Source organism: Mesorhizobium sp. M8A.F.Ca.ET.208.01.1.1, from assembly GCF_004791315.1.
Classification (GTDB): domain Bacteria; phylum Pseudomonadota; class Alphaproteobacteria; order Rhizobiales; family Rhizobiaceae; genus Mesorhizobium.
Genome location: NZ_SRUT01000004.1, coordinates 277,334 through 294,548, shown reverse-complemented (window position 1 = coordinate 294,548; position 17,215 = coordinate 277,334). Strand labels below are relative to the sequence as shown.

Annotated in this window: 17 protein-coding genes; 9 read left to right on the top strand and 8 right to left on the bottom strand. The window is 64.7% G+C overall.

Annotated elements, in window-relative coordinates; translation table 11 throughout:
• From EN851_RS20935 to EN851_RS20925, 3 genes are all read left to right on the top strand, one after another.
• Positions 1 to 981, top strand: a complete 981-nt coding sequence (locus tag EN851_RS20935) for an ABC transporter permease (protein ID WP_127872856.1) — start codon at positions 1 to 3, stop codon at positions 979 to 981.
• A gap of 3 nt (positions 982 to 984) precedes the next feature.
• On the top strand, positions 985 to 1,932 hold the full coding sequence (locus tag EN851_RS20930; protein WP_135863386.1) for an ABC transporter permease: 948 nt from the start codon (positions 985 to 987) through the stop codon (positions 1,930 to 1,932).
• Positions 1,933 to 2,060: 128 nt separating this feature from the next.
• Entirely contained in the window at positions 2,061 to 4,133 is a 2,073-nt protein-coding gene (locus EN851_RS20925; RefSeq protein ID WP_135929977.1) for a 3-hydroxyacyl-CoA dehydrogenase NAD-binding domain-containing protein, read from the top strand.
• 14 nt (positions 4,134 to 4,147) lie between these two features.
• On the opposite strand, the gene EN851_RS20920 is transcribed toward EN851_RS20925, so the two are convergent.
• Positions 4,148 to 4,960: a LuxR C-terminal-related transcriptional regulator gene (locus tag EN851_RS20920; protein WP_135929976.1), complete on the bottom strand. Its 813-nt coding sequence runs from the start codon at positions 4,958 to 4,960 to the stop codon at positions 4,148 to 4,150.
• A 113-nt stretch (positions 4,961 to 5,073) separates the two neighbouring features.
• On the opposite strand from EN851_RS20920, the gene EN851_RS20915 reads away from it, so the two are divergent.
• The 6 genes from EN851_RS20915 to EN851_RS20890 all read left to right on the top strand — a co-directional run bounded on the left by EN851_RS20915 (position 5,074) and on the right by EN851_RS20890 (position 10,981).
• Positions 5,074 to 6,210 (top strand): ABC transporter ATP-binding protein, encoded by a 1,137-nt coding sequence (locus tag EN851_RS20915; protein WP_135929975.1) that lies wholly within the window; start codon positions 5,074 to 5,076, stop codon positions 6,208 to 6,210.
• The gene (locus tag EN851_RS20910) at positions 6,191 to 7,354 is read left to right on the top strand and encodes a spermidine/putrescine ABC transporter substrate-binding protein (RefSeq protein ID WP_127280014.1); all 1,164 of its coding nucleotides are present in this window, start codon (positions 6,191 to 6,193) and stop codon (positions 7,352 to 7,354) included. Before EN851_RS20915 ends, EN851_RS20910 begins: the two co-directional genes overlap by 20 nt.
• A gap of 63 nt (positions 7,355 to 7,417) precedes the next feature.
• A complete protein-coding gene (locus EN851_RS20905) occupies positions 7,418 to 8,281 on the top strand; it encodes an ABC transporter permease (RefSeq protein WP_135929974.1) in 864 nt (287 codons plus the stop codon).
• A complete protein-coding gene (locus EN851_RS20900) occupies positions 8,281 to 9,093 on the top strand; it encodes an ABC transporter permease (protein WP_135929973.1) in 813 nt (270 codons plus the stop codon). The genes EN851_RS20905 and EN851_RS20900 overlap by 1 nt, the downstream gene beginning before the upstream one ends.
• A gap of 13 nt (positions 9,094 to 9,106) precedes the next feature.
• Positions 9,107 to 9,868: a glucose 1-dehydrogenase gene (locus EN851_RS20895; RefSeq protein WP_127278200.1), complete on the top strand. Its 762-nt coding sequence runs from the start codon at positions 9,107 to 9,109 to the stop codon at positions 9,866 to 9,868.
• Between the two features lie 285 nt (positions 9,869 to 10,153).
• A complete protein-coding gene (locus tag EN851_RS20890; RefSeq protein WP_127872865.1) occupies positions 10,154 to 10,981 on the top strand; it encodes a hypothetical protein in 828 nt (275 codons plus the stop codon).
• 146 nt (positions 10,982 to 11,127) lie between these two features.
• Here the strand turns inward: EN851_RS20890 and EN851_RS20885 are convergent, their stop codons facing one another.
• The 7 genes from EN851_RS20885 to EN851_RS20850 all read right to left on the bottom strand — a co-directional run bounded on the left by EN851_RS20885 (position 11,128) and on the right by EN851_RS20850 (position 17,109).
• On the bottom strand, positions 11,128 to 12,636 hold the full coding sequence (locus tag EN851_RS20885; RefSeq protein ID WP_127278198.1) for an aldehyde dehydrogenase family protein: 1,509 nt from the start codon (positions 12,634 to 12,636) through the stop codon (positions 11,128 to 11,130).
• A 20-nt stretch (positions 12,637 to 12,656) separates the two neighbouring features.
• The gene (locus EN851_RS20880; protein WP_095202811.1) at positions 12,657 to 13,001 is read right to left on the bottom strand and encodes a cupin domain-containing protein; all 345 of its coding nucleotides are present in this window, start codon (positions 12,999 to 13,001) and stop codon (positions 12,657 to 12,659) included.
• Positions 13,002 to 13,021: 20 nt separating this feature from the next.
• Positions 13,022 to 13,363 (bottom strand): cupin domain-containing protein, encoded by a 342-nt coding sequence (locus EN851_RS20875; RefSeq protein WP_135929972.1) that lies wholly within the window; start codon positions 13,361 to 13,363, stop codon positions 13,022 to 13,024.
• A 17-nt stretch (positions 13,364 to 13,380) separates the two neighbouring features.
• Positions 13,381 to 13,731, bottom strand: coding sequence for a cupin domain-containing protein (locus EN851_RS20870; protein WP_135929971.1), 351 nt, complete (start codon positions 13,729 to 13,731; stop codon positions 13,381 to 13,383).
• A 229-nt stretch (positions 13,732 to 13,960) separates the two neighbouring features.
• Positions 13,961 to 15,235, bottom strand: coding sequence for a glycosyltransferase (locus EN851_RS20860; RefSeq protein WP_135929970.1), 1,275 nt, complete (start codon positions 15,233 to 15,235; stop codon positions 13,961 to 13,963).
• A 12-nt stretch (positions 15,236 to 15,247) separates the two neighbouring features.
• Positions 15,248 to 16,321, bottom strand: a complete 1,074-nt coding sequence (locus tag EN851_RS20855; protein WP_135883233.1) for an ABC transporter ATP-binding protein — start codon at positions 16,319 to 16,321, stop codon at positions 15,248 to 15,250.
• The gene (locus EN851_RS20850) at positions 16,318 to 17,109 is read right to left on the bottom strand and encodes an ABC transporter permease (protein WP_135929969.1); all 792 of its coding nucleotides are present in this window, start codon (positions 17,107 to 17,109) and stop codon (positions 16,318 to 16,320) included. The genes EN851_RS20855 and EN851_RS20850 overlap by 4 nt, the downstream gene beginning before the upstream one ends.
• Positions 17,110 to 17,215: the final 106 nt, after the last annotated feature.

Below are 17,215 nucleotides of genomic sequence, written 5' to 3'. Positions count from 1 at the left end.
ATGACGGCGACGCCAATCGACAATGGCTTCAAGGGATCGGCGGCGCGCAATGCGGCGGCGCGGGCGCGGCTGTTGCGCGCCCTGCTGCCAGCGCTGTCGCTGGCCTTGGTGCTGGCCGCAATCGCCTGGCTCAACCCGCGCGCCATCAGCTATTTCGGCTTCAGCCTGATGCTGAACCTGGCTATCCCGATCGCGCTGGCGACGATCGCGCAGATGTTCGTCATAGCCGGCAACGAGCTTGATCTGTCGATCGGCACCTTTGTCGGTTTTGTCGGCTGCGTCACGGCGACATGGCTGAAGGACGCGCCGCTCATCGGCGTCCTCATCCTCGCCGGGTCGATCGGCATCTATGCGCTGCTCGGCGCGCTGATCCATCTGCGCAACCTGCCTTCCATCGTGGTGACGCTGGGCATGAGTTTCGTCTGGCAGGGCCTGGCCATCCTCGTCCTGCCAAAGCCCGGCGGTAAGGCGCCGGACTGGCTGCTGGCGATCATGTCGTTCAAGCCGCTCTTCATTCCGTTCCCGATCATCGCCGCGCTGCTGATCGCGGCGGTGGTGCATTTCGGCCTGATGCGCACCTCCTACGGCGTGATCCTGCGCGGCTCCGGCGGCAATCCGGCAGCACTGCGGCGCGCCGGCTGGTCGCTGCTCAAGACCAAGATCGTGCTGTTTGCGCTGGCCGGCCTGTTCGGCGTGCTGTCGGGCATGGCGCTGATCGGCATCACCACCTCGGCGGATGCCAATATCGGCAATGGCTACACGCTGCTGGCCATCGCCGGCGTCATCCTCGGCGGCGGCGAGTTCGTCGGCGGCCGGGTCTCGCCGATCGGCGCCGTCATCGGCGCGCTGACGCTGGCGCTGGCCGCCTCGCCGCTGCTCACCTTCATGCACATTCCGCCCGACTGGCAGGTGGCCGCCAACGGCGCCATCCTGATCATCGTGCTGGCGGCGCGGGTGCTGATCAGCCGCAGGGAAAGGTGAGCGATGGCTTCGCTGAAAACGCTGCTCACAAAACCCTGGATCTGGTCGTTTGCCGGTGCGCTGCTGGTGTGGCTGGCGACGATCGCCTTCACCGGCGGCTATGGCGCCGGCGGCATGGTCACGGCGGCGCTCTCGCTTGCCGTGTTCACGGTCATCGTCGGCGTCGGCCAGATGTTCGTCATCACGCTCGGGCCCGGCAATGTCGACCTGTCGCTGCCGGCCAATATCGGCCTGGCAAGCGCGGTTGCCATGAAGGTGATGGGCGGCAGCGATGCCATGATCGTGGTTGGATTGCTGGCGGCGCTCGCCTGTGGTGCCGCCATCGGCGCCATCAACTACCTGCTGATCTGGGCGCTGCGCATTCCGCCGATCATCGCCACGTTGTCGGCGAGCTTCATCATCCAGTCGGTCGACATCAGCTACGGGCGCGGGCTGCAGATCAAGCCGCCGCCGGGCTTCGCCGATTTCACCAACTGGCAGGTGCTGGGCATTCCGGTGCTGGCGATGCTCACCGTGCTGTTCACCATCGGCGCGGCCATCGCCTTGCAGCGCATGATCTATGGCCGCTCGGTGCTGGCGATCGGCCAGAACATCCGCGCCGCCTGGCTCGCCGGCGTCAATGTCGGCCGCATCCGCTTCCTCACCTACACGCTGTCGGGGGCGCTCGGCGGCATCGACGGCGCGCTGCTCGCCGGCTATTTCCGCGGCGCCAATGTCGATATCGGCAATGAATATCTGCTGGCTTCGATCGCGGTCGTCGTCATCGGCGGCACGTCGGTGGCCGGCGGCAAAGCCAATGTGCCCGGCGTCTGGGGCGCGGCGCTGTTCCTGGTGCTGCTGCTCACCATGCTCAACACATTCGGCGTCAGCGCCGGCGTGCGGCTTCTGCTTACCGGGCTGATCATCGTAGGGGTGATCACGGCGGCGGGTGGCGAGAAGGCGGTGCGCTGACTGCAACGTCGACGGCGCGACCGCGGCCTGTCGGGCCAATCATTGGACCAGTTCAACATCCGGTTCCCATTCGCGGCGTGGCCTAGTAAACCGGTCCGCGATCTCAGTCGGTCCCGGGAGGCCTCCGCTTGTCCAATACTGTCAGCGTCGCGAACGAGGGTGGCGTGGCCATCGTCACCATCGACAATCCGCCGGTCAACGCACTGAGTTTTCACGTCCGCGAGCCGCTGATGCAGGCCCTGGTCGCCCTGCGCGATGACGCATCGGTCGCGGCAATCGTCATTGCTTGCGCCGGCCGGACCTTCGTCGCCGGCGCCGACATCACCGAATTCGGCAAGCCGGTGCAGCAGCCAGACCTGCGCGCCATCGTGGCGACACTTGAAGCCATCGCCAAGCCGACGGTCGCCGCCATTCACGGCACCGCGCTCGGCGGCGGGCTGGAACTGGCGCTCGGCTGTCATTTCCGTGTTGCCGATCAAGGCGCGAAGCTCGGCCTTCCCGAGGTGAAGCTCGGCTTGTTGCCCGGCGGCGGCGGCACGGTGCGGCTACCGCGTCTCGTGGGCGCTTTAAAGGCGATGAGGATGATCGTTTCCGGCACCCCGATTGGCGCGCAAGAGGCGCATGGCGCCGGTCTGGTCGATGCCGTTTTCGAGGGTGATCTGACCACGCATGCCGTGAATTTCGCCCGCGAGATCGCCCGCAAGGGTGGTCCGTTCACGCCGGTGCGCGAACGCGATGAAAGTCTGGGGGAAACCGACCTTGCCGCCTTCGATGCCGAGGCGGCGGATCTTGCCAGGAAGGCGCGCGGGCTCGAGGCGCCTGTTGCCTGTGCGCAGGCGGTGCGCAATGCCGTCACGCTGCCCTTCGACGAGGCGCTGGCGGTCGAGCGGGCGCTGTTCGTGAAACTCGTCGCCAGCGACCAGTCGCGCGCGCAACGGCATCTGTTCTTCGCCGAGCGCGAGGCGGCCAAGCTCCCCGGCAAGGATGTCGTCAAGCGCAGGATCAGCCGCGTCGGCGTCATCGGCGCCGGCACGATGGGCGGCGGCATCGCCATGGCTTTCGCCAATGGCGGCCATCCCGTCACCTTGCTGGAAACCAGTCAGGAAGCGCTGCAGCGAGGGCTGGCGACGATCGAGAAGAATTATGCCGTCTCGGTCACACGCGGCTCCTTGAGCGAAGACGCCAGGCAGCAGCGGCTCGGTCAATTCAAAGGCTCGATCGACCATGCCGATCTCGGCGATTGCGATCTGATCATCGAGGCGGCGTTCGAGGACATGGCGGTCAAGAAGGAAATCTTCGGCAAGCTCGACGCGGTGGCGAAACCAGGCGCCATCCTTGCCACCAACACGTCCTATCTCGACATCGACGAGATCGCCGCCTCGATCTCGCGACCACAGGACGTGCTCGGCCTGCATTTCTTCTCGCCGGCCAACGTCATGAAGCTGCTGGAGATCGTGCGCGCCGAAAAGACGGCGCCGGATGCGCTGGCGACCGTCGTCGACCTGGCACGCAGGATCGGCAAGGTGGCAGTCGTCGTCGGCGTCTGCCACGGCTTCGTCGGCAACCGCATGCTGGCCGCGCGTGGCTCGGAATCGGAAGCGCTGCTGCTGGAGGGCGCGACACCCAGCCAGATCGACAAGGCGTTCACCGATTTCGGCTGGCCGATGGGGCCGTTCCAGATGGGCGACCTGGCCGGCCTCGACATCGGCTGGCGCAACCGCAAGGCGCGTGGGCTGACGGCCGTCATCGCCGACACGCTGTGCGAGCAGGGCCGTTTCGGCCAGAAAACCGGCCGTGGCTTCTATCTCTACGAGAACGGTTCGCGCACGCCGATACCCGATCCCGAGGTCGAGGCGCTGATCCGCGACAAGGCCGCCGAGAAGGGCATCGCGCCGCGCACGATAGCCGCAGACGAGATCATCGAACGCACGCTCTATCCCCTGATCAACGAGGGCGCGAAAATTCTGGAGGAAGGGATTGCAGCCCGCGCCTCCGACATCGATGTCGTCTGGGTCAATGGCTACGGCTTTCCCATCGGCAAGGGCGGCCCGATGTTCTGGGCCGGTCTCGTAGGCGCGGGCAAGATCATCGAGCGGCTCGAATATTGGCTGGAGCGGACCGGCAAGGATGTTTTCAAGCCGGCGTCCTTGCTCAAGCGGATGGCTGAGAGCGGCTCTTGGGAAGCCGGCTCAACAGCCTGATCCGGGTAGCGGAATCATCGGATCCGCGCGTCGATGATCTCGACGAAGCGGGCGAAAAGGCCGGCCTGCGACTTGATCTTGAGCTTGCGGTAGATGTTGCGGCGATGGACCTTCACGGTTCCCGGCACGATGCGCATGGCCCTGGCGATCGATTCCGTCGAATGCCCCTGCAGCACCAGGTCGACGACGTGCTTTTCGCGCGGCGTCAGTGACAGGCTTTTCCAGATATGGGCGCGGTCGAATTCGTTGACCGCGGCTATTTCCTCGTCCTGCCTCGTCACGGCCGGTTCGTCGGCGGGGAGGGCAGGCCAGCGCGATCTGATGAAGCTGATCACCGCGGGCGCCATGTCGCGCAGCAGCCTGGCATCGGCGGTGCCGAACGGGCCGGAAGCACTGAGCCGCATCAACGACAGCACCAGCGCGTCCTTGCCTGGCAGCGGCACGAAGAAGCCGACTTCCTCGGCCAACCGGGTCTGGCTGTAGTAGGAGCGAAAATATTCGCTGGCGTAGAAACGATCGGGCGCGAGTTCCCGCATGCGCCAGAACCCTTCCTTGCGCTCGACCGCCGCGTGATGGAACGGGTCGAGCAGGTAAGGCCCCTCCTGGTAGAGCGCGACGAAGACGTGGCTTTCGGCCGGTGTGAACGTCTCGAACAGCAATGGCGGTCGTGAGGCGCCACGATAGCCGAAGATCACGCAGTGGTCGAAGCCGACATGCTGGCGCAGCCAATCGACCATCGCGTGGCCGAACAGGCCGCCGCTCGTCTCCCGCGTCGCCGCGACAAGGGCGGCGAGCCGGCTGTATTCGTCGCTGCGGGAAGTGCTCAATCAATACCCCCTTAAACGAGAAAATAGATCAGATATACCACCCGCGAGGTATATACTAGCTGCCATTGGCTCTGGTAGCGTCTTGAAATCGCATCGTCCTGGAGCCCGCAGCCTTGACCGCAGTGCCCGACATCGAATTTCGCGGCGTGGCCAAGCGCTATGGCGCGGTGACTGCGGTCAGCGGTATCGACCTTGCCGTGCCGCCCTCCGCCTTCGTTGCGCTGCTTGGACCGTCTGGCTGCGGCAAGACGACCTGCCTGCGCATAATCGGCGGCTTCGAACAGCCCAGCGAAGGCCAGGTGTTCATCCGCGGCCAGGACATGGCCGGCACGCCACCCTACCGGCGGCCGGTCAACATGGTGTTCCAGCAATACGCGCTGTTCCCGCATCTCGACGTCGAAGCCAATGTTTCCTATGGCCTGCGCCAGGCAAGGCCACGGCTGTCGTCGCGCGAGATCGGCCAGCGGGCCGGCGAAGCGCTCGAAATGGTGCGGCTCGCCGGCTATGGCGGCCGCAAGATCCACGAACTGTCCGGCGGCCAGCAGCAGCGTGTCGCGCTGGCGCGCGCGCTGGTCAACAAGCCGGCGGTGCTGTTGCTCGACGAGCCACTGGCGGCGCTCGACAAGAAGCTGCGCACCGACATGCAGATCGAGCTGCAGAACCTGCAGCGCGAGATCGGCATCACCTTCGTGCTGGTGACGCACGACCAGGAGGAAGCGCTGTCGATGAGCGATTTCGTCTGCGTCATGAATGGCGGCCGCATCGTCCAGCTTGGACAGCCCAATGAGATCTACGACGAGCCGGCCGATCTGTTCGTGGCCGATTTCGTCGGCAAGACCAATCTGCTTGCCGGCAAGGTCGCGGGGCATACGGGCGAACTGGTGGACGTTGCGCTGGCGGACGGCACCATCATCGCGGCGCGCAAACGCACCGCCTTGCAACAGGGCGAGACCGTCTCGGTCAGCCTGCGTCCTGAATCACTCAGCCTCGGCGCTCCGGCAAGCGGCCCGCTCAAGGGTGTCGTCCGCAACCGGATTTTCCTGGGATCGACGGCGGAATACGCGATCGAGGTCCAGGGCATCGGAACATTACTCGCCAAGGCCGACCATTTGATCGGCCAAGGCAATCTCTTCAAGCCGGGTGAACCCGTCGCCATCGGCTTTGCCACCGGGACGCCGCTCGCGTTTCCGGAGACCAAGAACAACGGGACCAACCAGAGGGTAAACAAACATGTCGAAATCATATCGTGACGGACTGCCGATAAGCCCCGAGAATTTCGTCGACCAGCTGATGCGCTTGAAGCGCGGCTCGATCGGCCGCCGCGACTTCCTTGGCCTCACCGGCCTCGGCATCGCAACGGCGGTGATGGCGCGCGAGATCGGCATCATGCCGACGCCGGCCTTCGCCGCCGAAAGCCTTGGCGACCGCATGTCGATCGCCACCTGGCCGAACTATCATGACCCGCAGACCTTCGAGAACTTCAAGAAGGACACGGGCGTCGCCGTCGAGGTCAACGTGTTCGGCTCGAATGAGGAGATGCTGGCCAAGCTGCAGGCCGGCGCCTCGGGCTGGAGCCTGTTCGTGCCGACCAATTATACGATCTCGACCTACAAGAAGCTCGGCATCATCGAGCCGCTGGAGATGGCGAAGCTGCCGAACTTCGATGGCACCCAGGAAGATGCGCGTTTCACCTCCGAGGGTACCATCGATGGCACTATTTACGCCGTGCCGAAGAACTGGGGCACGACGGGTTTTGCCGTCAACACCAAGAAGCTCGCCAAGCCGATGACGAGCTGGAAGGAGTTCTGGGACACCGCCATGGCCGAGGGCGATGGCCGCACCATGGTGCATGACTACCAGCTCACCACCATCGGCAACGCGCTGAAATATTACGGCTATTCGTTCAATTCGCTGAAGCAGGACGAGCTCGCCAAGGCGGAGGAACTGCTGCTCAAGGTCAAGCCGCATCTGTTCGCCGTCTCGTCCGACTACCAGCCGGGCATGCGCGCGGGCGACGCGTGGATGACGATGTGCTGGACCAATGACGGCGCGCAGCTGCATCGCGACATTCCCGAGATCGCCTATGTGCTTGGCAAGGAAGGCGGCGAGATCTGGACCGATTTTTATGCCATCCCGAAGGACGCGCCGAACAAGCCCGCCGGCTACGCGCTGCTCAACTATCTGATGAACCCGCAGGTCGCGGTGAAGGAGCACCTCGCCAACGGCGCTCCTTCCACCGATGCGCGCGTCAACAAGCTGCTGCCCAAGGAAGTGCTCGACAATCCGATCCTCTATCCGGCGGCGGACCTGCTGACGCCGCTCGAATTCGGCGCGGCGGCAACGCTGACCGATCCGGGCCGTGCCGAACTGATGGCGCGCTTCAAATCGGCTTGAGACTGGCCTGGACAAAGACAAACGACCGGCGGGCCCATGTCCGCCGGTACCGGGACGGTTTCGATGCACGGCAACAGATTTCGGCATAATTTCCTGACCGCCTTGCTGCTCGCGCCGGCGACAGTATGGCTGGTGGTGTTCCTGGTGCTGCCGTTCATCGCCATAGCCGTGTTCAGCGTCGGCGAGCGGGCCCCCGAGGGCGGATACCAGGCGGCCTTCACGCTGGCGCAATACGCCAATCTTCCGGCGCGGGCGACCGCGTTCTGGAACACCATGGTGCTGGCGCCGGTGGGCGCGCTTGCCTGCCTGCTCGTTGCCTATCCGGTCGCCTATTATCTTGCCTTGCAGGCGCCGCAGCGCTGGCGGCTGATCCTGCTTGCGCTGGTCGTCATTCCGTTCTGGACGAGCCTGCTGATGCGCACCTATGCCTGGATGTACATTCTGGGCGGACGAGGCATCCCCGCGCTGCTCGCCTTCGTAGGCATCGAGGATGTCAGGCTGATCAACACGCCGGGTGCCGTCCTGCTCGGCATCGTCTACGGCTATCTGCCGCTGATGATCCTGCCGATCTATGTCAGCCTCGAGCGGCTCGACCGAAGGCTGCTGGAAGCTTCGGCCGATCTCGGCGCGACCCCGCTCTCCACCTTCCTTCGTGTGACCCTGAAGCTGTCGCTGCCGGGCGTGATGACCGGCTTTTCGCTGGTCATGATCCTGCTGCTTGGCGAGTACCTGATCCCGACGCTGCTCGGCGGCGGCAAGGTGTTCTTCATCGGCAACGCGCTGGTCGACCTGTTCCTGCAGTCGCGCAACTGGCCGTTCGGATCGGCCATCGCAATCACGCTGGTGCTGGTCTCGGTGGTGGTGCTGATTGTCGCCAACCGCATTTCGAACCGGGTTGCGGGCGCCCGCCGGGTGGACCTCATCTGATGCGCGCCTTCGTCATTGCCGTCTTCGCGTTCCTCTATCTGCCTATCGTGCTGGTCGTGCTGTTTTCCTTCAACGCCGGCCACCATGCCAGCGAGTTCACCGGCTTCTCGGTGCAATGGTACGGCAAGGCGCTGTCCAACCCGTTCCTGGTCGAGGCGCTGAAGAACAGCCTGTTCATTGCCACCACCAGCGCCCTGCTGGCAGCGGTGTTCGGCACCGCGGCAGCCCTTGGCCTGGCGCGTGTCGGCGTCAGAACCCGCGCCGTCTTCGATGGGCTGCTTGGCGCGGCGATCGTCGTTCCCGGCGTCGTCATCGGCATCTCGACGCTGGTCGCGCTCGTCCAGCTGTTCGCCGTCGTCAACCCGTTCCTCGCCTCGGTCTGGCCCGGTGACCAGACACCGCGCCTGTCGCTCGGCTACGGCTCGATCATCGCCGCGCATGGCCTGTTCTCGATGGCGCTGGTGACGATGATCGTCGGCACGCGTCTGGGCAGCCTCGACCGCAATCTGGTCGAGGCTTCGAGCGATCTCTACACGACGCCGCTGACGACGTTCCGCTCGATCGTCCTGCCGCAGATCATGCCGGCGGTGGTCGCCGGCTTCCTGCTGGCCTTCACCTTCTCCTTCGACGATTTCATCGTCGCGTTCTTCGTCGCCGGCGCGCAGACGACGCTGCCGATCTATGTGTTCGCGTCGATCCGGCGCGGGGTGACGCCGGAGATCAACGCCATCGCGACGATCGTGCTCGTCGCTTCCGTCCTGCTCGTGGTGCTTGCCCAATGGCAGCTGCGCCAGCGCAAGCCATCCAACTGAAAGCTGCTGCTCCATGATCCTCAAAGACCGCATCGCCGTGGTGACAGGCGCCGGATCCGGCATCGGGCGTGCCGGCGCCATGATCATGGGCAGGGAAGGTGCGGTGGTCGTCATCGCCGACCGGGATGCGGCCGCCGGCGAGGCAACAGCCTCAGGCATCCGCGCAGTGGGCGGCCGGGCCGAGGCCATCGCCACCGATGTCGGGGAGGACGTGGCTGTCGAGCACCTGATAACCGGCACGCTCGAGAAGCATGGGCGCATCGACATCCTGCACAATCATGCCGGCATCCAGGTCGGCGGCACGCTGACCGAGGTCGAGACCGCCGGCATGGACGCCTCGTGGCGGGTCAATGTGCGGGCGCAGTTTCTCGCGGCAAGGATCGTCATGCCGTCGATGATTGCGCAAGGCGGCGGCGTCATCCTCAACACGGCTTCGAATTCGGGTGTCTTCTATGACCGCGAGATGATCGCCTACGCGACATCGAAACATGCCGTGGTGGCGATGACCAGGCAGATGTCGCTCGACTATGCCCGGCACAATGTGCGTGTCAACGCCCTCTGCCCGGGCTGGGTCGACACGCCCTTCAACGAACCGTTCATCGCCCAGATGGGCGGACGCGAGGCGATCGAAACCTATGTCCGCACCAAGATCCCGATGGGGCGCTGGGCCGTGGCCGAAGAGATCGCCGAGGCGATCCTGTTCCTCGTCTCGGACCGCTCGTCCTTCATGACCGGGCAGGCGCTGGTGATCGATGGCGGCGAAAGTATCGGCTGACACCGACGCTGTCATCTATCGACCTTCCCATTTCAGCCCCCTTTTTGCTGCGGTTTGCGTGGCGTCGGACGGCACAGGACTATGGTCTGGTTGTCATGGGACTTCAGTGCCATGGCAGGACCAGAGCGGCAATTTCTGTGACTTTTCAACTCGTTACAGCTTGGTAACGGCGTCCGCTCTCGGATTGCGACCGAGTTTGTCTAAAGTTTACCGGGTATAATTAGCGATTTCTCATACCCAGATGGTTCAGCGGTGGGCGAGTAGGCGATTCCCAAGGAGATTAACATGACAAACCGGAAAACTCTGTTCGCGGCGCTGGCCGCATTGGCGCTTCTGGCGTCTCCGGCGCTCGCCGGCAATGGTGGCAATGGCGGCAATGGCAATGGCGGAGGTAACGGCGGCGGCAACGGGAATGGCGGTGGCAATGGCAACGGCGGCACCCACGGTAATAGCAACGGCAACAGCGGTGCTTCGCATGGCAAGTCGTCGTCGGCACCGGGACATGCAGCCAAGACGGAAACCGACACAACCACCGACACCACGGTCGATACGACCACAACAGTCTCGTCCGTACCGAAGGACAAGAACATTCACGCCAAACTCGGCCGGCTGAACTCGCTGCAGCGCAACATCAACGCCTACATGAATTCCAAGAGCAAGAAGTTCGCCGGCATTCAGGCCTTCGTGACGCAATCGGCGACGGCCAAGAATGCGCAAGCAGCGGCCGCTGCCGCCGCCGCCACGGCCGCCGCCGCCCAAGCCCAGCTAGATGACCTGAATTCGCAGCTGAGCGCGCTGACGTCGCTGACGCCGGATCAGATCGCCGCCATGACGCCCGAAGAACAGGCGGCCTTGCCTGGCCAGATAGCGGCCCTGCAGGCAGATGTCACCGCACAGGAGGCCGTGGTGGCCGCCGACAATGCGGCGGCCGACCAGGCCGAGGCCGACGCTGCCGCGGCAGCGGTCGGCACGGATCCGGCGGCGCTCGACGCGGCACTGGCGGATATGGCCAACAAGCCCGTCGACGCCGATGTCACGGCCTGGGCCCAAGGCGTCCTTGCCGACAAGATCGATCAGATGGCGGCCAAGCTTCAGGCGGGTACGACGCCGTAGCGGATCGTCCCTGAAAAAGGCGGTAGCCAGTCGAAGAAGATGCCGCTGGGCTTTGCCCGGCGACATTGCTTTTCCTGCTCGCACGTCCTGGTCGTAGCGATCGAGGCTTAGGAATATGGGTGCGCGGTGTTGCCGCGCGCCATTCTTCATACGTGTTTGCGGCCACCGGTCTCGCGAAACCAGCTGTCGGGATAGGGGTACCACCAGTCCTGGATGGCCGGCCTGTGGTCGATGATCACCATCTTGGAGCGGCGGAAGGCGTCGAGCCCCTGGCGCCCGAGTTCGCGGCCGAGGCCGGAAGCCTTCCAGCCGCCGAAGGGCAGGGCGTCATTGTCGATCAGCGGATTGTTGACCCAGACCATGCCGGCCTCGAGCCGTTCGGCCGCCTCATGCGCTTCCGCCAGATCCGTCGTGAAGACCGAAGCGCCGAGCCCGAACGGGCTGTCGTTTGCGAGCCGGATCGCCTCGTCGAAATCCCTAACCCGGCAGATGGCGGCGACTGGGCCGAAACACTCCTCGCGCACGATCGCCATGTCTGGGGTGACGCCAGTCAGGATGGTCGGCTCGTAGAACCAGCCGGTGTTGTGCTCCGGCGGGATGCGGCCGCCGGTAATGGCCGTGGCGCCGTTGCAGATGGCATCGTCGACCAGCCGCATGACCTTGGCCCGTGCTGCCTCGCTGACCAGCGGGCCGATCTCGGTTCTGTCCATGCCGTTGCCGATGCGCAGCGCCCGTGTCTTCTCGGCAAACAGTTCGACAAAGCGATCGTGGACCGAATCGACGACGAAGAATCGCTCGGCCGACGTGCAGACCTGGCCTGTGAGGTGGAAGGCGGCTGTGACGGAGCCAGCCGCCGCCACGTCGAGCGGCGCGTGCTGGCTGATGATCAGCGGATCGCTGCCGCCGGCCTCGATGACGCAAGGCTTCATGCGTTCCGCGCAGGCCACGGCCACCGCCTTGCCGGCCGCGACCGAGCCGGTGAAAGCGACCGCATGGGTGCGATCGGCAGTGATCAGTGCCTGCGCGGTGGCCGCGCCACCAGGCAAGCAGGAGACGAGGCCCTCGGGCAGCGACCGGAATACGGTCATGTAGTCCAGCGTCGAGAGCGTCGTCGCTTCCGCCGGCTTGATGACGCAGGCGTTGCCGGCGGCGAGCGAGGCCGCGACGGTCCAGCACATCAGCAGGATCGGAAAGTTGTAGGGCATGATGTGGACGGAGACACCATAGGGCTCGTAGCGCGCATACTGGAACGAGCCGGCCTGCGTCGTGCCGGCGATCTTGCCGGCATCGTCGCGCGCCATCTCGGCATAGTAGCGGAAGATCGGCGCGCAATTGGCGATCTCGCCGATGGCTTCGGGATAGGGCTTGCCCATCTCGCGCACCATCAGTTCGGCGCAGCGCGTGAAGTCCGCCGCCTCGATGGCGTTGGCGACGGCGTGCAGATGCTTTGCCCGGCTCTTGGCGTCGAGCTTTTTCCAGGCAAGCTGCGCCTTGGTCGCGGCGGTGAGCACGGTGTCGACCTCGCCGTCGCTGGCCGCCGCGATCGCGCCGACGGTTTCCAGCGTCGCCGGATCGATTACCGGCCTGTTCGCGCCGGTCATTGGCCGGTAGTCCGGATTGACGAAGAAAATCGGCCGGCCGGGGGAGAAATGCATGGACATCCTCTCGGATCCGCTCAACGGATCATGTAGACCTTCTTGATCGTCTCATGGACGGTGCAGACGCCTTTCCAGTCCTGCGGGAAGAAGGCCGCCGTGTCCGGCTCGATCTCGATGACCTCGCCGGACTCATGCACGTAGGTGCAGCGCCCCTCCAGGAAGTGGCAGAACTCGTCGCGGGTGACGTGGCAGTGCCACTTGCCTGGCGTGCAGACCCAGAGGCCGCATTCCGAACGGCCTTCCGGCCCCTTGTGGAGCAGTTTGCCCGACGTATGGGATTGCCCCTCGATCATTGTCGGGATGACGCCCCAGTCGACGAGGTCCGTGATGGCAAGCGGCGATTGCATGATCGGCGTGGTCATAGGATTTTCCTGGTAAGTGCTCACCGGCACATGAAGGCCTTGGTCAGCGTTTGCGTGATGATGGAGATGCCGGTCCAGCCGGCGGGAAAGAAGACGAGCGTGCCGGCTCCGACCGGGATGTCCTCGCCATCGTCCCTGACATAGCTGCCGCGCCCCGACAGGAAATGGCAGAACTCGTCGGCGGCGAAGCTGACCTTGCGGGTGCCCGGCGTGCACGACCACAGGCCGCATTCGTTCGACCCGTCCGGATTCCTGGAGAGGATCTTGCCTGAGGCCCGCGGCGCGCCGGCGAGCGTGTTGGCGCCCGCGCCCCAATCTTCCAGCTCCACGGTCGAGGCCTCAGGCCAATGCGGTGTCGACATGTCTTGCTCCTATGCTTTCAGGCCAGCATGTAGACGTTGCGCATGGTCTCATGCACGGTGCATTCGCCAGTCCAGCCAGCGGGGAACATGATCACGCTTCCCCTGGAGATTTCTATAACCTCGCCGACATCCGACCGGTAGGTCGCGCGGCCGGCAACGAAGTGGCACAGTTCGTCGCGCGGGATCGAGAGCCGCCAGCGGCCGGGCGTACAGACCCAGATGCCGGATTCCGGCTGATTGTTCGGCCCTTTGTGCACGAGCTTGCCGGTGGAGTGGGAGACGCCCGACAGGGCATCGGGCTGGACGCCCCAGTCGACGAGGTCGGTGCGGGTCGAGGCCTGGTGGAGGTGCGGGGCGGAGGAAGTCATGCTGATGCTCCTGCGCGCCGCCTGAGAAGCTCGTGCTCTACGGCGCCCCCCTCTGTCCTGCCGGACATCTCCCCCACGAGGGGGGAGATCGGCAACTTCGGCCTCGGCGTTTCGTCATCGACGTCGAAAATTGGCGAAGGCAGTCGCGACATCCAATCTCCCCCCTCGTGGGGGAGATGTCCGGCAGGCCAGAGGGGGGCGCCTTGGCTCGGCGTGTCAAACATCGCAATCACAGCAACACCTCCAGCAAACCCGCAGCCTTCTCAGGTCCATTCTGCACGTGCATCTGTGCCGATGTCTGCGCCAGCTTCGCCTTCATTTTCGGATCGGTCAGGCAGGCTTCGATCTTCGCGATCAACTCCGCGTCCGTCCAATCGTAGCGCGGCATGCCGAAGCCATGGCCGGTTTCCTGGACCCGGGTGGCGTTGTCGTGGCCGTCCCAGACATAGGGCATGATGATCGCGGGCTTGCCGAAATAGAGGCACTCGGTGAAGGAGTTGTTGCCGCCATGGTGGATCACGGCATCGACCTGCGGGATCACCGAAGGCTGCGGGAACCAGCTGTCGACGATGACGTTGCCGGGCACGTCGGTGTACTGATCCCTGTAGCCGCCGACATTGACCAGCGCGCGGTAGCGGATCTTGCCCAGCGTCGCGATGATCCGCTTCAGCAAGTCGACATCGCCGGCCCCCAGGCTGCCGAAGGAGACGTAGAGCAGCGGCCCGTCGTTGTTTTTGGCGAAGGCCGGGACGGGATAGGACTTTTCCTGCCGCACGCAGCCTTCCAAATACTGGAATTTTGCCGGGTCGAGCGGATGGCGGCGCTTGAATTTCGCGGCTTCGGGATAAAGCAGCAGGTTCAAATAGGGCGAAGCCTCGAAGAACTGGCCGATCGGATAGGGCGCCTCATCATTGGCGCCGAGGAACGCGTTGAAGTCATCATGGATCGGCTTGATCACGGCATTGAAGTGATCGCGGTAGCGCTGGTGTCCGGTATGGTCGTTTTCGCCGCAGCCGGAGAGATGCGGTGGGATGCCCTCGTCCTCGATCTCGTTTTCGGAACAGGAGATGACGCGCACCCACGGCTTGCCGAACTGCTTGATCGCCGGGAACAGGATGACGTTGTCGACGCAGATCACATCCGGCTTGATGGCGGAAAGCACGCGCGGCAGGTCCTTTTGCGCCCACTTGGCGCTGTCGACGATCGCCGTCCAGCAATCCTTGACGTAATTGTCGACCTGGTCGTAGGGCGACTTGCGGAAGTTGGGGATGTGGCCGTTGATGAAATCCTCCCAGAACTTGGCCATCTGCTCGGGCGGCATCGGTTCGGAAAGGTTCACCGGATGCGCCTCGAAGCCATAGCCCTTGTAGACATCGACAAAGCCCGGATCGGACAGGAACACCGCTTTGTGTCCGCGCGCCTCCACGGCTTGCGCGATGCCGACGGAATTGAGCGCCGGGCCGTAGGCGGCTTCGGGAAAAAACGCGATCGTCTTCTGCGCCATCAGGCTTCTCCTTCACTCTGCGAAAATTCTGACGTCGGCGGCATCCCAGCCGAGTTCGACCTGGTCGCCCGATGCGACCGGCCGCCGGTCGGCTGCGTCGGCGGTTACACGCACTAGGAACGGTTTTGGCGACAGCGGCGTGCGGACATGCAGCTGCAGGTCGAGCCCCTGATAGGCCAGCACCTCGACCGTTCCGGTCGTCCGGTTCGCGGTATCCGCTGACGGGAACAGCCGGACGCGTTCGGGCCGCACCGACGCGACGGCAGCCGCCCCGGACGAAAGCGCTGCGGGGACCTTGCCGGCGATGCGCGCGCCATTCGCGGCCACGACGCCATCGGCTGACACCTTGCCCGGGATAAAATTCATCACGCCGATGAAGTCGGCGACGAAACGCTCAGCCGGATGCTCATAGACCGCATGCGGCGTGTCGCATTGCAGCAGCTTGCCGTCTTTCAGCACCGCCATGCGGTCGGCCATGACCAGCGATTCCTCCTGATCATGGGTGACGATGACGAAGGTGATGCCGACCTCGTGCTGCAGGCGCTTCAATTCCAGCTGCATGGCGCCGCGCAGCTTCTTGTCGAGCGCGCCGAGCGGCTCGTCGAGCAGCAGCAAGCGCGGGCGCTTGACCAGGGCGCGGGCGAGCGCCACGCGCTGCTTCTGACCGCCCGATAGTTGCTCCGGCTTGCGGTCGGCGAAGGGCACGAGTTCGGTGGTCGCCAGGATGGCGTCGACGCGCGCGCGGATTTCTTTAGCCGGCAAGCGCTCCATCTCCAGCCCATAGGAGACATTGGCCCGCACGCTCATATGCGGGAACAGCGCGTAGGACTGGAACATCAGATTGACCGGCCGCTTGTTGGGCGGCGTCCTGGCGATGTCCTTGCCGTCGAGCAGGATGCGCCCGTCGCTCGGCGTCTCGAAGCCGGCCAGCATGCGCAGGAGCGTAGTCTTGCCGCAGCCCGAGGGACCGAGCAGCGCGAAGAACTCGTTCTCGCGGATATCCAGCGAGATGCCATCGACGGCGGCGACGCGGCCGAAATTCTTCGACACGTGATCGATGGCCAGCAGCGTGCGCGGTTCGCTCATTGGCCTGTTATTCCCCGGTTGAGCCGCTGCGACAGGGTCAGCGCGGTGACCGAGACCGCCATGACGATGGTGGCCAGGGCGTTGATCTCGGGTGTGATGCCGAAGCGGATCATGGCGTAGATCTGCATCGGCAGCGTGGTCGAGGCGCGGCCGGCGCCCGCGGTGAAGAAGGCGATGATGAACTCGTCGACCGAGAGCGTGAAGGCGAGCAGTGCGCCGGCAATCACGGCCGGCGCGATCACCGGCAAGGTGATCCGCCGGAAGGTGGTGATGGCGGAAGCGCCGAGGTCGGCGGAAGCCTCGACGATCGACCAGTCGAAGCTTTTCAGCCGGGCGCGGACCACCGAGCAGACGAAGGCGAGGTTGAAGACGACATGGGCGAGGATGATGGTGTGCAGGCCCATGGTCAGGTTGATCATCGAGAAGAAGGACAGAAGCGCGATCGCCAGCACGATGTCGGGGATGATCATCGGCGCGAAGATCAGCGCCTCGAGCCCCTTGCCATATTGCCGGCGCATCTCGACGCCGATCGCCAGCAGCGTGCCGAGCAAGGTGGCGATCGCTGTCGAGACCAGCGCGACGATCAGCGTGTTGAGGGCGGCGGAGAGGATGGCGGAATTGCCGGCCAGCGAGACGTACCATTTCAGCGAAAAGCCCGACCATGCCGTAGGCAGCCCGCCTTCGTTGAAGGACAGCGCCACCAGCACGGCGATCGGGATGTAGAGGAAGGCGAAGACGAGCACGAGAATCGTCCGCATGCTGAAAGCGCGGGTCAGGGAGTGGTTCATCGCCGGCCCCCAAAACAGCGTCCTTCTCCCCGTTCACGGGGAGAAGATGCCGGCAGGCAGATGAGGGGCAGCGCCCAACCTTGCAGGCGTTGGCGCCGCCCCTCAT

What these genes read in the sequence shown, in the direction of transcription:
- EN851_RS20935 (WP_127872856.1), top strand. Translation starts at nt 1, where the DNA reads ATGACGGCGACGCCAATCGACAATGGCTTCAAGGGATCGGCGGCGCGC.
- EN851_RS20930 (WP_135863386.1), top strand. Translation starts at nt 985, where the DNA reads ATGGCTTCGCTGAAAACGCTGCTCACAAAACCCTGGATCTGGTCGTTT.
- EN851_RS20910 (WP_127280014.1), top strand. Translation starts at nt 6,191, where the DNA reads ATGTCGAAATCATATCGTGACGGACTGCCGATAAGCCCCGAGAATTTC.
- EN851_RS20905 (WP_135929974.1), top strand. Translation starts at nt 7,418, where the DNA reads ATGCACGGCAACAGATTTCGGCATAATTTCCTGACCGCCTTGCTGCTC.
- EN851_RS20900 (WP_135929973.1), top strand. Translation starts at nt 8,281, where the DNA reads ATGCGCGCCTTCGTCATTGCCGTCTTCGCGTTCCTCTATCTGCCTATC.
- EN851_RS20895 (WP_127278200.1), top strand. Translation starts at nt 9,107, where the DNA reads ATGATCCTCAAAGACCGCATCGCCGTGGTGACAGGCGCCGGATCCGGC.
- EN851_RS20890 (WP_127872865.1), top strand. Translation starts at nt 10,154, where the DNA reads ATGACAAACCGGAAAACTCTGTTCGCGGCGCTGGCCGCATTGGCGCTT.
- EN851_RS20885 (WP_127278198.1), bottom strand. Translation starts at nt 12,636, where the DNA reads ATGCATTTCTCCCCCGGCCGGCCGATTTTCTTCGTCAATCCGGACTAC.
- EN851_RS20880 (WP_095202811.1), bottom strand. Translation starts at nt 13,001, where the DNA reads ATGACCACGCCGATCATGCAATCGCCGCTTGCCATCACGGACCTCGTC.
- EN851_RS20875 (WP_135929972.1), bottom strand. Translation starts at nt 13,363, where the DNA reads ATGTCGACACCGCATTGGCCTGAGGCCTCGACCGTGGAGCTGGAAGAT.
- EN851_RS20870 (WP_135929971.1), bottom strand. Translation starts at nt 13,731, where the DNA reads ATGACTTCCTCCGCCCCGCACCTCCACCAGGCCTCGACCCGCACCGAC.
- EN851_RS20860 (WP_135929970.1), bottom strand. Translation starts at nt 15,235, where the DNA reads ATGGCGCAGAAGACGATCGCGTTTTTTCCCGAAGCCGCCTACGGCCCG.
- EN851_RS20855 (WP_135883233.1), bottom strand. Translation starts at nt 16,321, where the DNA reads ATGAGCGAACCGCGCACGCTGCTGGCCATCGATCACGTGTCGAAGAAT.
- EN851_RS20850 (WP_135929969.1), bottom strand. Translation starts at nt 17,109, where the DNA reads ATGAACCACTCCCTGACCCGCGCTTTCAGCATGCGGACGATTCTCGTG.